Here is a 12,791-nt window from a genome sequence, read left to right as displayed (position 1 = left end):
AACCCGCCCATTGTGCTGCGCGGCAAGTTCTCCTATCGCGCGTGCCATCAATCGCAGCTTGTGAATCGACGCCGCGCGCGCAAGGCGTGCGCATCCCGTTTCGCACGACAGAACGACACAGACGAGAACCCATGTCCCTCACCCATTTGCAGCGGCTCGAAGCCGAGAGCATCCACATCATGCGCGAAGTGGTGTCCGAGGCCGAAAAGCCCGTGATGCTCTATTCCATCGGCAAGGATAGCGCGGTGATGCTCCACCTCGCCAAGAAAGCCTTCTATCCCTCGCCACCGCCGTTCCCGCTGCTCCATGTCGACACGACTTGGAAGTTCAAGGCGATGTACGACCTGCGCGAAAAGAGCGCGGCGGACGCAGGCATGGAGCTACTCGTCCACCAGAACCCGGAAGCCGAGGAAATGGGGGTGAACCCCTTCGACCACGGCCCGCTCCACACCGACATGTGGAAGACGCAAGGGCTCAAGCAGGCGCTCGACAAATACGGTTTCGATGCGGCCTTCGGGGGCGCACGCCGTGACGAGGAAAAAAGCCGCGCGAAGGAGCGCATCTTCTCCTTCCGCACCGCCAGCCACGGCTGGGACCCGAAGAGCCAGCGCCCCGAGCTGTGGAACATCTACAACGCGAAGAAGAAGAAGGGCGAAAGCATCCGGGTCTTCCCGCTGTCGAACTGGACCGAGCTGGACATCTGGCAGTACATCCATCTCGAGAATATCGAAATCGTGCCGCTGTATTTCTCCGCCGTGCGGCCGACCTTCGAATATGAGGGCGGCCTGTTCATGGCCGACGACCTCGAACGCCTCGAACGCGTCATGGGCAAACGTCCTGAAATCACCGAACGCTCGATCCGCTTCCGTACGCTGGGCTGCTTCCCGCTGACCGGCGCTGTCGAAAGCGAGGCGGCGACGTTGCCCGAAATCATTCAGGAAATGCTCCTCACCACGACCTCCGAGCGGCAGGGCCGCGTGATCGACAAGGATTCCGGAGACGCTTCGATGGAGAAGAAGAAGCAGGAGGGCTACTTCTGATGCCTGAGAACGCAAACGATCCCATTTATCAGACCGACGCCCTCATCGCCGAGGACATCGACGCCTATCTCGAAAAGCACCAGCACAAGACCATGCTGCGCTTTATCACCTGCGGCAGTGTGGATGATGGCAAGTCGACCCTTATCGGTCGCCTGCTTTACGATTCCAAGATGATCTTCGAAGACCAGCTTGCCGCGCTCGAAAGCGACAGCAAGCGTGTTGGCACCCAAGGCCAAGAGATCGACTTCGCGCTGCTGGTCGACGGTCTTGCCGCCGAGCGCGAGCAGGGCATCACCATCGACGTCGCCTACCGCTTTTTCGCGACCGAGAACCGCAAGTTCATCGTCGCCGACTGCCCGGGCCACGAACAGTACACGCGTAACATGGTAACCGGCGCTTCGACCGCCGACCTTGCCTGCATCCTGATCGATGCGCGCAAGGGCGTGCTCGTGCAGACCAAGCGCCACAGCTTCCTGTGCCATCAGCTCGGCATCAAGAACCTCGTGCTTGCCGTTAACAAGATGGACCTGATCGATTACGACCAGAAAAAGTATGACGCGATCATCGCTGACTACGCGCATTTTGCTGAAAGCATCGGGATCGAGAGCTTCACCGCGATTCCGATCTCGGGTCTTGCGGGCGATAACATCACTTCGCCCTCGGACAACACCGGCTGGTATGATGGCCCTACGCTGATGGAGCATCTCGAAGCGGTCGAAGTGCGCTCGGACGCAAACCTTGCCCACCCGTTCCGCATGCCGGTGCAGTGGGTGAACCGCCCGAACCTCGACTTCCGCGGTTTCTCCGGCCTCATTTCTTCGGGCAGCGTGAAGCCGGGCGACACCGTCCGCTCGCTGCCTTCGGGCAAGACCAGCACGGTCAAGTCGGTCGTCACCATGGGCGGCGATCTCGAAGAAGGCGTGGCCGGCCAGTCGGTCACCATCACGCTCGACGACGAGATCGATTGCTCGCGCGGTGACGTGCTGGCGGCAGCCGACAGCCCGCCCGAAGTGGCCGACCAGTTCGAAAGCACGATCGTGTGGATGGACGAGGACCCGCTGGTCGTCGGCCGTGCTTACTGGATGAAGCTCGGCACGCAGATGGTCAGCGTGACCGTCGCCGAGCCCAAGTTCGAGATCGACGTCAACACGATGGAGCATCTTGCAGCCAAGACGCTGCATCTGAACCAGATCGGCGTTGCGGAAATCACCACCGACAAGCGGATCGTGTTCGATCCCTACACGGAAAACCGCGCGCTCGGCGGCTTCATCCTGATCGACAAGATCACCAACCACACGGTCGGTGCCGGTATGCTGCACTTCAGCCTGCGCCGCGCGCAGAACGTGCACTGGCAGGCGGTGGACATCACGCGTGACGATCACGCCGCGATGAAAAACCAGAAACCGCGCGTGTTGTGGTTCACCGGCCTTTCGGGTTCTGGCAAGTCAACCATCGCCAACGAGGTCGAGAAAAAGCTGGCGATCATGAACCGCCACACCTTCCTGCTCGACGGCGACAATGTCCGCCACGGCCTCAACAAGGACCTGGGCTTCACCGAGACGGACCGGATCGAGAACATCCGCCGCATCGGCGAAGTCGCCAAGCTGATGACCGACGCCGGCCTCATCGTGCTGACCGCCTTCATTTCGCCCTTCCGCGCCGACCGCCAGCTGGTCCGCGACATGATGGGCGAGGGCGAGTTCATCGAAATCCACGTCGACACGCCGCTCGAAGTGGCGGAACAGCGCGACGTGAAGGGCCTCTACAAGAAGGCACGCGCCGGGGAGCTGAAGAACTTCACCGGTATCGACAGCCCCTATGAAGAGCCCGAAAGCCCGGAAATCCGCGTAAACACGGTGGCGATGAGCCCTGAAGAAGCCGCGGACTACATCATCAAGCAGATCCTGCCGCTCAAGTAAGCGGCAGGACCGGCTGACGATACGGATACGAAGCCATGCGCACGTGCATCCTTGCAGGCCCCACGCGGACCGCCACGACCTCGCTGTTCCGCTATTTCGCGCGGACGAAGGGCGTCGCCCCGTCGATTCACAAGGAAACGGACTATTTTCTTTCGCGGCTGATCGAGGGGGTGGAATGCCCCTATGATCGCTACGAAGCGTGCTTCCGCGATGTGTCCGGGGCGACGGCGCGGCTCGAAGCCTCGCCGCTCTATTTCGCTTTCGGCAAGCGGGCCGCCGAGGCCATCCACGCCGAAGCGCCCGACGCGCATATCGTTTTCACCCTGCGCGAGCCGACCGAGCGGTTCTTCTCCGCCTGGACGATGATCAACAACAAGCGCTGGCCTCACGTCAAGGAGTTTGAAGGGTACACCGCAGCGGAACTGGTCGATCTCGGCATTGAACAACGCGATGCTGAGATAAGCAATTTCGGCGAGATCGACCGGCTCACATTGCGGGAGGGTTCTTACGCCAGTGTTTTGCGCGAATGGATGAACATCTTCCCGAAAGAGCAAATACACGTCGTCTTTCAGGACTGGATGGGCAACGAAAAGGGGCAGGCAAAGCTTCGTGCGGTAATCTCAAGCGCACTTGGTGTGACCGACGCGGAACTGCCTGTCGAACCTCTTTACCACGAAAACAAAGCGCGCGACGTAAAAGTCGGGCGGTTGCATGATGTCGCTGTCCGTCTCAACGCCATTCTCGAACCCGTCTTCAATCGTATAAAACCTGCTCGCGATCTAATGCGCGATGTCTACTATTTTTTCAACGAAGACACGCGCGAGTTGCCGGACAAGGCGACTCGAAAGCGCGTGCAACAATTTTACGCTCCCGAATTACAAGCCTTGCCGGAAGTTCTTGGCAATCTCGATGTCACTGATTTTCCCGATTGGGTAGGATAGGCCCTACTTAAGCAATTTCGGCTTAAGACCTCGCAAACTTACGGCACGCGCCAGTGCGGGGATTCGCTGCAGGAGTAGTGGATTGCCGATCACATAGCGGCGGAACAAGCGCTTGGGTTCCCTCATCAAGCGATAGAGCCATTCGAGATGATTGTTGCGGAAGAAGGCCGGGGCGCGGTCAAACCGTTCGGCTATCCAATCCAAAATAGCGCCTCCGCAAATGATGAGAACAGGCCAATCCGCCTGTTGCTTTATCAGCGCTGCGACACGCTCCTGCTTAGGCATTCCCATGGCGAGAAGTACTGTGTCGGGCCGGGTCTCGATTACCTTTCTCACATAGAACTCGACATCCTCGAAGCCATGATGGGTAGCAACAATGTCGAGCCCGCTGTCACTCAACTTTGTAGCGGCGTCATCGAGCCATGGTGCCTGAGTGCCCAAGAGAGTTACGGAACCACGTCGATGACTTAGTATCCGAGGAATGAAATCGGTCCCATTGAGGTTCGCACCACTTGGCCATCCCATCTTTTCACAACAGAGGCGGACGCCGATGCCATCGCGAAGCAGAAAGTCGAGAGAAGCAAAATTTCGCGCGATGTCCGCATTTTCCCAGCACAAATTCACGCCATGGGCGTTTAGGAAACCCAAGGTGGAAGGTTTCGCGACGGTCGCAATCGAGGGAAGAAGCAGTTCTTCCACCTCGGCGCCTTCGGCGATCGTCATGTTGCTGAGGACGACAGCTGCTCGTTCCTCGTTCGCAGAGCGCGAAAAATCCATGATCTGACTGTTCTTTCGATCGCTCACGTTTCTCTGTATTTCTACAATCACGCCTTAGTCCGATGCGCAAGAGCGTGGACCTTGAAAGATTGACTTTATCATCGGTGACTATAGGCGCGTTCGCTCGCTGGGATGCCTAATTGCGCGGCCTTATTTGAACGAAATCCGGCATTTGCCGGGCCGGGGAAATTCAATGATTTTGTTTCGTGGTCGCGAAGCGCATTCGCGCAGCTTCGCCAAGGCCCTCAGCTGGCGTATTCTCGGCAGCCTTGACACCTTCCTGCTGAGCTGGTTCTTCACCGGTAGTCCGAAGGCCGCAGGGGCCATCGCCATCAGCGAAGTGCTGACCAAGATGGTGCTCTACTACTTCCACGAACGCGCCTGGGCGAACGTGTCCTGGGGCTTTGCCAAGGATGAAGGCGAGGCGACCGAGAAGACCGCCTGACGCTACCTCGCGTCAGTCGACGAAATCGTCGACGCGCTCGATGATGATGGCCGGAGCCATGCCTCCAGCCGCGCACATGGTGACCAGCCCATAACGCTTGTCCTGCCGCTCCAACTCGTCGACCATCGTGCCGATAAGGATCGACCCGGTTGCCCCGATCGGATGGCCCAGCGCGATCGAGCCGCCGTTCACATTGACTTTATCCCAATCGAGGTCGAGATCGCGTACGAACTTGGCGGCGACGACAGCGAAAGCCTCGTTGATCTCGTAAAGATCGATGTCGTCCTTGGTCAGTCCCGCCTTCTCCAGAACCTTTTTCGCGGCAGGAACGGGGGCGTTGAGCATCAGTGTGGGATCGTCACCCATATTCGCAGTCGCCACAATGCGGGCGCGGGGCTTGAGGCCATGCTCTTTCGCATACTCCTTGCTCGCCACCAGCACCGCCGCCGCGCCATCGACCACGCCCGAGCTGTTGCCCGCATGGTGGAAGTGCTGGATCTCAAGATCCGGATACTTGGCGTTCACGAGGCCGGCGAAGGTCGTGCCGTTCTTGTCGAGCGGGACATTGGCGATCTTGGCGAAGGCGGGCTCCAGTTCGGCGAGGCCTTCGCGCGTCGTCTGCGGACGCGGATATTCTTCCTCGTCGAGCACGACGTTGTTCTCGTCATCGGTGACCGGCACCACAGACTTGTCGAAACGCCCTTCCGCAATCGCCTGCGCCGCGCGCTGCTGGCTGCGATAGCCGACTTCGTTCAGTTCCTCGCGGGTGAAGCCTTCCATCGTGGCGATTGCATCGCCGCACACGCCCTGGTGGCTTTGCGGGTGGCTCGCCTGCAGGCGCTCGTTGTAGCTGCCCATCATCGGCGGTTTGAGGCCCGCCTGCATCTTGTCCTTCGCCATCTGCGCGGTGAGGCTCATCATCTCGGTGCCGCCCGCGACGACGCAATCCTCCATCCCGCTCATCACCTGTGCCGCGGCAAGTGCAACCGAGGTGATGCCGCCGCCGCAGAACCGGTCGAGCGTGGTGCCGGACGAGGTGATGTCGAAGCCCGCGTCGAGCGCGGCCATGCGGCCCATGTCGCCCGCCTGCATACCGTCCTGTGTGCTGACGGACCAAATCACGTCGTCGACGGTAGCGGTGTCGAGATTGTTGCGGTCCTTGATAGCCTTCAGGACCGTGGCCGCCAGATGCTGCGGATGCATGGCCGCCAGCGAACCCTCGCCTTGCTTGCCGATGCCCCGGGGCGTGCGGACGGCATCGATGATATAGGCTTCGGGCATGGCGTAATCCTCTCTCGGCTTGTCGAAACTTGCGGCTTTTGCCGGTTGACGTTTGCGTAAACCTCAAGCAGCAAGGGCGCAAGAACAGTTTCAGAATGAAATGGAGAGAGCGAGCATGTCGGATGATGTCCTGACCGAAGTCGATGAGGGCGTATTGATCGTCACGATCAACCGTCCCGAAGCCAAAAATGCGATGAACAAGGCCGCGGCCGAAGGGATCGCGGCGGCGATGGACCGGCTGGATGCCGAGGATGACCTGCGCGTCGGCATCCTCACCGGCGCGGGCGGCACCTTCTGTTCGGGCATGGACCTCAAGGGCTTCCTGCGCGGCGAATCGCCCAGCATCAAAGGCCGCGGGTTCGGCGGCGTGGTGCAGGCTCCGCCGAAGAAGCCGCTGATCGCCGCCGTCGAAGGCTATGCGCTGGCCGGTGGGCTCGAACTGATGATCGCCTGCGACCTCGTCGTCGCGCACAAGGATGCAAAATTCGGCATTCCGGAAGCCAAGCGCGGCCTCGTGGCGGCGGCTGGCGGGGTTATGATGCTGCCCGACCAGATCCCCGAGCGCGTTGCCATGGAGCTGGCGCTGACGGGCGATTTCATCGGCGCCGACCGCGCATATGAACTGGGCCTCATCAACCGCGTCACCGACGGTTCGGCGCTCGACGGGGCGAAGGCGCTGGCTGCCAGCATTGCCGCCAACGGCCCGCTGGCGGTGCGCGTGTCCAAGCAGATCATGAAGGAATCGCGCGGCTGGGCGATGGACGAGCGCTACGACAAGCAGGCGCAGCTCATCGGTCCGGTCTTCGTCTCGGAAGACGCGCGCGAAGGCGCCGCCGCCTTTGCCGAAAAGCGCAAGCCCAACTGGAAGGGGAAGTAAGATGAGCGTTCTCAACGTACCCCAGCCCGAATTCATGGATGACGAGGAGATTTCGATCTTCGCCGATGCCGTGGGCAAGTTCTACCAGCAGCACGCCCCGGAAAAGCGCGTCCTCCAGTGGCGCGAGGATGGCCAGGTGGAGCGCGATTTCTGGCGCGAGGCCGGTGAGGCCGGTCTGCTCGGCAGTTCGGTGCCCGAGAAATATGGCGGCCACGGCGGCGATTTCCGGCACGAGATGGTCGTCATCGACCAGCAGGCAAAACACAATGTCGAAGGCTTTGCCGCCAGCCTGCACAACACCGTGATCCTACCCTATCTCGTACGTCACGGGACCGAAGAGCAGAAGAAAAAGTATCTTCCCAAGCTCGTCAGCGGCGAACTGGTCAGCGCAATTGCGATGACCGAGCCGGGTGTCGGCTCCGACCTCCAGAGCATCACCACGACTGCGCTGAAGGACGGCAACGGCTACCGCATCAATGGGGCCAAGACCTATATCTCGAACGGCCAGACCGCCGATTTCATCATTGTCGTCGCCAAGACCGATCCCAAGGAGCGCGCCAAGGGCATTTCGCTCATGCTGCTCGAGACCGAAGGCGCCGAGGGATTCCAGCGCGGCAAGAAGCTCGACAAGATCGGCATGGATGCGGCCGACACCAGCGAGCTGTTCTTCGACGATGTCTTCGTGCCGGCCGAAAACGTGCTCGGCGGGGAAGAGGGCAAGGGCTTCTACCAGCTGATGGGCGAACTGCCGCAGGAACGCCTGATCATCGCCATGGGGGCCATGACGGGGATCGAGAAGGCGCTCGAGACGACCATGGATTTCGTCAAGAATCGCAAGGCTTTCGGCCAGACAATCTGGGACTTCCAGAATACGCAATTCGTGATGGCCGACCTGAAAGCGCGGGCGACCGCGGCCCGGGTGTTCGTCAACGATTGCATCGCCAGGCATCTCAAGCGAGAACTGAGTGTCGATACGGCGTGTATGGCCAAATACTGGGTCACCGAACTGCAGGGCGAAGTGGTCGACAAGTGCCTCCAGTTCCATGGCGGTGCGGGCTACATCAACGACTACCCGATCGCGCGCATGTATCGCGACAGCCGCATTACCCGCATCTTTGGCGGGTCGAACGAGGTCATGAAGATGGTCATTGCCCGCTCGATGTGACGACCGTGCGAGGGGTAGCCGGCTACCCCTCCACGACCTTCTGTTCGATGGCGCCGAAGATCGAACGGCCCTCTGCGTCCTTCATCTCGACGCGGACCGTGTCGCCGGGCGCCATGAAGCGCGTCTTGGCCTCACCGTCGGCAATCGTCTCGATCATGCGGATTTCGGCGATGCAGCTGTAGCCAAGCCCGCCGTCGGCCACCGGCTTTCCCGGATCACCATCGGGACCCTGATTCGAGACCGTGCCCGAGCCGATGATAGTGCCAGCACCCAGATCGCGGGTCTTGGCGGCATGGGCGACGAGATCGGCGAGGCTGAAGGTCGCATCGACGCCGGCGTTGGCGCGGCCGAAGGGCTCGCCGTTGTAGTCGACCATCAGCGGCAGGTGAATGACGCTGCCCTTCCATGCATCGCCCAACTCGTCGGGCGTGACCGCGACGGGGCTGAAAGCGCTGGCGGGCTTGGACTGGAAGAAGCCGAAGCCCTTGGCGAGTTCGCCCGGGATCAGGCCGCGCAGGCTCACGTCGTTAACCAGCATGACCAGTTTGATGTGATCGGCGGCCTCTTCGCTCGAAACGCCCATCGGAACATCGTCGGTGATGACGGCGATCTCGCCTTCCATGTCGCAGCCCCATTTGGTGTCTTTCAGCGGGATGTCGTCGCGCGGGGCGAGGAAGTTGTCGCTGCCGCCCTGGTACATCAGCGGGTCGTGGTAGAAGCTCTCGGGCACTTCGGCTCCGCGCGCCTTACGGACCAGCTCGACGTGGTTGATGTACGCCGAGCCATCCGCCCACTGGTAGGCACGCGGAAGCGGCGAATGCGCCTCGCGCTCGTGGAAACGCTCGCACGGCACGGCTTGGTGTCCGACATCGGTGTAGAGCGCTTCGAGCTTGGGCGCGACCTCGTCCCAATTGTCGAGTGCGGCTTGCATCGTCGGCGCGATGTTGTCGGCAGCGCAATAGCGGGTGAGGTCCTTGGAGACGACCACCAGCTTGCCGTCGCGGGTTCCGTTCTTGAGCGTGGCGAGTTTCATGGGAGGTCCTCTCTTTTATTGGTTTTCAGGGTTGTCGGGCTGCGCGTCCGGATGGGCGCGCTGGAAGGTGGGGAGGGCGAGGCAGGCCGCCTCGATCCGCTCGATATGCGGCTTGTCGGAGAAATCGAATTCGAAGCGGCGCGCGTTGTAGACCTGCGGCAAGAGGCAGACCTCGAAGAAGCCGGGTGCATCGAACAGGAAGTCGCCCGTGCTCAGCTGCGCGAGGCGAGCCTCCAGCGGGTCGAGCGTACGGGCGAGCCAGTGGCGATACCACCCGCCGATCTCGTCCTGCGACTTGCCGTACTCGTTGGCGAGGTACTTCAGCACCGGCAGGTTCAAGGGAGCGTGCAGTTCGGTCGCGATGGCATAGGCCAGTTCGCGGGCAACGTAGCGATCCTCGATGTCGGTAGGGAGCAGCGGGTTTTCGGGATACGCCTCGTCTAACCATTCGATCTGCGCCATCGACTGCACACGATCCCTGCCGTCCACCTCGAGCAGCGGCACCGAACCGAACGGGTTGCGGCTGGTGAACGCCTCGCCCTTCTGTTCGCTGGTGAGCAGGTTCACCGGCACATACTCGTATTCGAGTGCCTTCAGCTCCAGCGCGATGCGCAAACGGTAGCTGGTCGAACTGCGATAGTAGCCGTGCAGGCGGATCATGCGGTTTCTCCTACAGCTTGGAACACATGGAACACGGTCCTGCGCAAAAAGGCTCCGGGCGCACCAATCCGGCCAATCTCAAGGGTTTTGGCGGGATTGTGCGTGCTCATCCGGCCCTGATGCTCCATATCCGATTTGTAGGAAAGGGCATCAGAATGCGGCGATCCCCGTAATGGCGCGGCCAAGGATCAGCGCGTGGACATCGTGCGTGCCTTCGTAGGTGTTGACCGTCTCGAGGTTCACCATGTGGCGGATGACCTGGTATTCTTCCGAAATGCCGTTGCCGCCGTGCATGTCGCGCGCCTTGCGGGCGATATCGAGCGCCTTGCCGACATTGTTGCGCTTCACGATGGAAATCATGTCGGGCGAGAACCTGCCTTCGTCCATCAGGCGGCCGACACGAAGCGAACCCTGCAGGCCGAGCGAAATCTCGGTCATCATGTCGGCGAGCTTGAGTTGGTAAAGCTGCTTGGAAGCCAGCGGCACGCCGAACTGCTGGCGGTCGAGGCCATACTGGCGCGCGGCGTGCATGCAGAATTCCGCCGCTCCCAGCGCGCCCCAGCTGATGCCGTAACGTGCGCGGTTGAGACAGCCGAAGGGACCCTTGAGGCCCTGCACCTCGGGCAGCAGCGCGTCCTCGTCCACTTCGACCTCGTCCATCACGATCATGCCGGTGGTGCTGGCGCGCAGCGAGATCTTGCCTTCGATCTTGGGGGCCGAGAGGCCCTTCATGCCCTTTTCGAGCACGAAGCCGCGAATGCCGCCGCCATGTTCTTCGCTTTTCGCCCAGACAACGAAAACGTCGGCGAAGGGCGAGTTGGAAATCCAGGTCTTCGAACCGTTGAGGACATAGCCGCCGTCGACCTTCTTGGCGGTGGTTTTCATGCCGGCAGGGTCGGAGCCTGCATCGGGTTCGGTCAGGCCGAAACAGCCGATCAGCTGGCCGCTGGCGAGGCCGGGCAGATACTTCTGCTTCTGTTCTTCCGAACCATAGGCGTGGATCGGGTACATCACGAGGCTGGACTGTACGCTGGCCATGGAGCGATAGCCGCTGTCGACGCGCTCGATCTCGCGCGCGATTAGGCCGTAAGCGACATAGGTTGCGCCCGCGCCGCCATATTCTTCCGGGACCGTCGCGCCGAGCAGGCCGGCTTCACCCATCAGCGGGAAGAGTTCGGGCGCGTCGAGTTCCTTGGAAAAGCCCTCGATCACACGCGGCTGGAGTTCGCCTTGCGCAAAGCCGTGCGCGGCGTCGCGGATCATCCGCTCTTCCTCGGTCAGCTGTTCGTCGAGATTGAAAGGGTCCTGCCAGTCGAACGGCACCATCCCACTATTCGGGCCAGCCATGGGGTCTCCTGTGTAACTTTATGCGCCGCCGATGGCAGAGTGACGCAGGCTGCGCAAGGTCCGGCGAGCCTCCGGGCTCAGACCGGTTCGCCCTCGCTCGGAACGAGCAATGAGTAGCGCTCCTCGTCGCATAGACCCGTCACCCACTCTTCGCCAACTTTGCGCCAGGCGTGGACGCGCGGAAGGCCGGACTCGTCGCGCTGTGTGCCGATATACAGGCTCGCCTCTATTCCGCGCCGGCCGAGCATCCAACGGGCGGCCAGCGCCTGCGGCAGGCAGTTGGTCGACGCCGGAACGGTGTTCAGCGCGCGCATCATGGCGAGGCGCACGCGGCGCACAGTTGCCAGACCGCTCGGGGTGTCGTGGCTTGCAGCCTGGACATTGCGGGGCGGATCATATCATATCACGCCCCGTATCGATTGCCTCACTCAACGAGCGGAAGGGCCTTGCGGCAGTCCTCCGCGCATTCGCGGCACATCTTGGCGCAAAGCTGGCAGTGCGGATTGTCATGGCCCTCGCATTCGGCGGCGCAGGTTTCGCACGCCTTGATGCAGGTTTCGAGCTGGCGGCGCAGGACATCGATATTCTGCGCTGTACGGCGGGTGGCGAGGCGCGCGGTGGCGGCGCAGACATCGGCGCAATCGAGGCAGTTGCGGATGCATTGCGCCATGTCCATGTCCTCGGCCACGCAGGCATCGGCACAGCTGGTGCAGAACAGGGAGCACAGCATGGCATGGCGCGCGGCGAGGACGAGCTCTTCGGTCTCGTCCTGCACCTGCGGATGGGCGTGGATCATTTCCTGCAGGGACATTCGGTTTCCTTTCCTTGGGTTTGTGGCCAAGGAATGGTCAGGGACGACCGAGCGTTCCGGTCGGCGTCCGGATAGCGTTCAGTGGTGGGCAGCGGCGCGGTGGACCGAGTGGATGACATCGGCCGGGGGGCAGGGCTTGGAAAGCGCCTGGGCCCGCGGAAACCGCGTCGCAACTTCCTGGGGGCTGAGTTGCCCAGAGTGGAAAATGACCTCCACATTCTCGGCCATCATCTGCTCGGCCAGCGGATAGACGATGCCATCGTCCAGCTGGACATCGAGAATGGCAATGTCGGGTTTCGTCTTCTGGTAGGCGAGCATGGCGCTCGACAGGTCGTTATAGGGTCCTTCGACCAGATATCCGGCCTCGGAAACGGTGTCGCACAGATCGTAGCCGACGATCATCTCGTCTTCGGCGACAAGCACTCGCAAGGGTTGCTGTTGTCCCACCCGGACTCTCCTCGTTCGATCGGACCCAATTGTTCCTAATGGGTCGGA

The 12,791-nt window shown here is 61.4% G+C and carries 13 protein-coding genes and 1 pseudogene; 6 read left to right on the top strand and 8 right to left on the bottom strand.

Going from position 1 to position 12,791, the window contains the following annotated elements; all coding sequences use genetic code 11:
- Positions 1-92: 92 nt before the first annotated feature.
- From cysD to ED21_RS09940, 3 genes are all read left to right on the top strand, one after another.
- Complete coding sequence (cysD, locus tag ED21_RS09950) at positions 93-1,040, top strand: sulfate adenylyltransferase subunit CysD (protein WP_369765871.1); 948 nt, start codon at positions 93-95, stop codon at positions 1,038-1,040.
- Positions 1,040-2,959, top strand: coding sequence for a sulfate adenylyltransferase subunit CysN (cysN, locus tag ED21_RS09945; protein ID WP_006833762.1), 1,920 nt, complete (start codon positions 1,040-1,042; stop codon positions 2,957-2,959). The genes cysD and cysN overlap by 1 nt, the downstream gene beginning before the upstream one ends.
- 212 nt (positions 2,960-3,171) lie before the next feature.
- Positions 3,172-3,900, top strand: a complete 729-nt coding sequence (locus ED21_RS09940; protein WP_198005844.1) for a hypothetical protein — start codon at positions 3,172-3,174, stop codon at positions 3,898-3,900.
- 3 nt (positions 3,901-3,903) lie between these two features.
- Here the strand turns inward: ED21_RS09940 and ED21_RS09935 are convergent, their stop codons facing one another.
- Positions 3,904-4,677: a WecB/TagA/CpsF family glycosyltransferase gene (locus ED21_RS09935; RefSeq protein ID WP_156787431.1), complete on the bottom strand. Its 774-nt coding sequence runs from the start codon at positions 4,675-4,677 to the stop codon at positions 3,904-3,906.
- Between the two features lie 193 nt (positions 4,678-4,870).
- Between ED21_RS09935 and ED21_RS09930 the strand changes: the two genes are divergently transcribed.
- Positions 4,871-5,122 (top strand): DUF2061 domain-containing protein, encoded by a 252-nt coding sequence (locus tag ED21_RS09930; protein ID WP_006833759.1) that lies wholly within the window; start codon positions 4,871-4,873, stop codon positions 5,120-5,122.
- 12 nt (positions 5,123-5,134) lie between these two features.
- On the opposite strand, the gene ED21_RS09925 is transcribed toward ED21_RS09930, so the two are convergent.
- Positions 5,135-6,403: an acetyl-CoA C-acetyltransferase gene (locus ED21_RS09925; RefSeq protein WP_006833758.1), complete on the bottom strand. Its 1,269-nt coding sequence runs from the start codon at positions 6,401-6,403 to the stop codon at positions 5,135-5,137.
- A 115-nt stretch (positions 6,404-6,518) separates the two neighbouring features.
- Between ED21_RS09925 and ED21_RS09920 the strand changes: the two genes are divergently transcribed.
- Both ED21_RS09920 and ED21_RS09915 read left to right on the top strand, forming a co-directional pair.
- Positions 6,519-7,280 carry a crotonase/enoyl-CoA hydratase family protein gene (locus ED21_RS09920; protein WP_034922185.1) on the top strand — a complete coding sequence of 254 codons (762 nt, stop codon included), beginning with the start codon at positions 6,519-6,521 and terminating at the stop codon, positions 7,278-7,280.
- A gap of 1 nt (position 7,281) precedes the next feature.
- Positions 7,282-8,445: an acyl-CoA dehydrogenase family protein gene (locus ED21_RS09915; protein ID WP_006833756.1), complete on the top strand. Its 1,164-nt coding sequence runs from the start codon at positions 7,282-7,284 to the stop codon at positions 8,443-8,445.
- Between the two features lie 22 nt (positions 8,446-8,467).
- Here the strand turns inward: ED21_RS09915 and ED21_RS09910 are convergent, their stop codons facing one another.
- From ED21_RS09910 to ED21_RS09885, 6 genes and pseudogenes are all read right to left on the bottom strand, one after another.
- Positions 8,468-9,478 (bottom strand): fumarylacetoacetate hydrolase family protein, encoded by a 1,011-nt coding sequence (locus ED21_RS09910; protein WP_006833755.1) that lies wholly within the window; start codon positions 9,476-9,478, stop codon positions 8,468-8,470.
- A 15-nt stretch (positions 9,479-9,493) separates the two neighbouring features.
- Complete coding sequence (maiA, locus tag ED21_RS09905) at positions 9,494-10,135, bottom strand: maleylacetoacetate isomerase (RefSeq protein ID WP_034922259.1); 642 nt, start codon at positions 10,133-10,135, stop codon at positions 9,494-9,496.
- A gap of 153 nt (positions 10,136-10,288) precedes the next feature.
- The gene (locus ED21_RS09900) at positions 10,289-11,464 is read right to left on the bottom strand and encodes an acyl-CoA dehydrogenase (RefSeq protein ID WP_006833753.1); all 1,176 of its coding nucleotides are present in this window, start codon (positions 11,462-11,464) and stop codon (positions 10,289-10,291) included.
- Positions 11,465-11,562: 98 nt separating this feature from the next.
- Positions 11,563-11,859 (bottom strand): annotated as a pseudogene (locus ED21_RS09895) (lasso peptide biosynthesis B2 protein); the annotation flags it as partial.
- A gap of 50 nt (positions 11,860-11,909) precedes the next feature.
- Positions 11,910-12,296, bottom strand: coding sequence for a four-helix bundle copper-binding protein (locus ED21_RS09890; RefSeq protein WP_006833751.1), 387 nt, complete (start codon positions 12,294-12,296; stop codon positions 11,910-11,912).
- Between the two features lie 78 nt (positions 12,297-12,374).
- Positions 12,375-12,743 (bottom strand): response regulator, encoded by a 369-nt coding sequence (locus ED21_RS09885; RefSeq protein ID WP_233995733.1) that lies wholly within the window; start codon positions 12,741-12,743, stop codon positions 12,375-12,377.
- Positions 12,744-12,791: the final 48 nt, after the last annotated feature.

The sequence above is a fragment of the Erythrobacter sp. SD-21 genome (genome assembly GCF_000181515.1).
In the GTDB taxonomy this organism is placed as follows: domain Bacteria; phylum Pseudomonadota; class Alphaproteobacteria; order Sphingomonadales; family Sphingomonadaceae; genus Qipengyuania.
The sequence above is the reverse complement of the archived record's forward strand: the minus strand, read 5'-3'. Positions and strand labels throughout refer to the sequence as shown.

Excerpts from the sequence above, each read along its gene's own strand:
- ED21_RS09915 (WP_006833756.1), top strand. The coding sequence starts at position 7,282 with ATGAGCGTTCTCAACGTACCCCAGCCCGAATTCATGGATGACGAGGAG.
- ED21_RS09930 (WP_006833759.1), top strand. The coding sequence starts at position 4,871 with ATGATTTTGTTTCGTGGTCGCGAAGCGCATTCGCGCAGCTTCGCCAAG.
- ED21_RS09900 (WP_006833753.1), bottom strand. The coding sequence starts at position 11,464 with ATGGTGCCGTTCGACTGGCAGGACCCTTTCAATCTCGACGAACAGCTG.
- ED21_RS09935 (WP_156787431.1), bottom strand. The coding sequence starts at position 4,677 with ATGGATTTTTCGCGCTCTGCGAACGAGGAACGAGCAGCTGTCGTCCTC.
- ED21_RS09925 (WP_006833758.1), bottom strand. The coding sequence starts at position 6,403 with ATGCCCGAAGCCTATATCATCGATGCCGTCCGCACGCCCCGGGGCATC.
- ED21_RS09920 (WP_034922185.1), top strand. The coding sequence starts at position 6,519 with ATGTCGGATGATGTCCTGACCGAAGTCGATGAGGGCGTATTGATCGTC.
- ED21_RS09910 (WP_006833755.1), bottom strand. The coding sequence starts at position 9,478 with ATGAAACTCGCCACGCTCAAGAACGGAACCCGCGACGGCAAGCTGGTG.
- cysN (WP_006833762.1), top strand. The coding sequence starts at position 1,040 with ATGCCTGAGAACGCAAACGATCCCATTTATCAGACCGACGCCCTCATC.
- ED21_RS09890 (WP_006833751.1), bottom strand. The coding sequence starts at position 12,296 with ATGTCCCTGCAGGAAATGATCCACGCCCATCCGCAGGTGCAGGACGAG.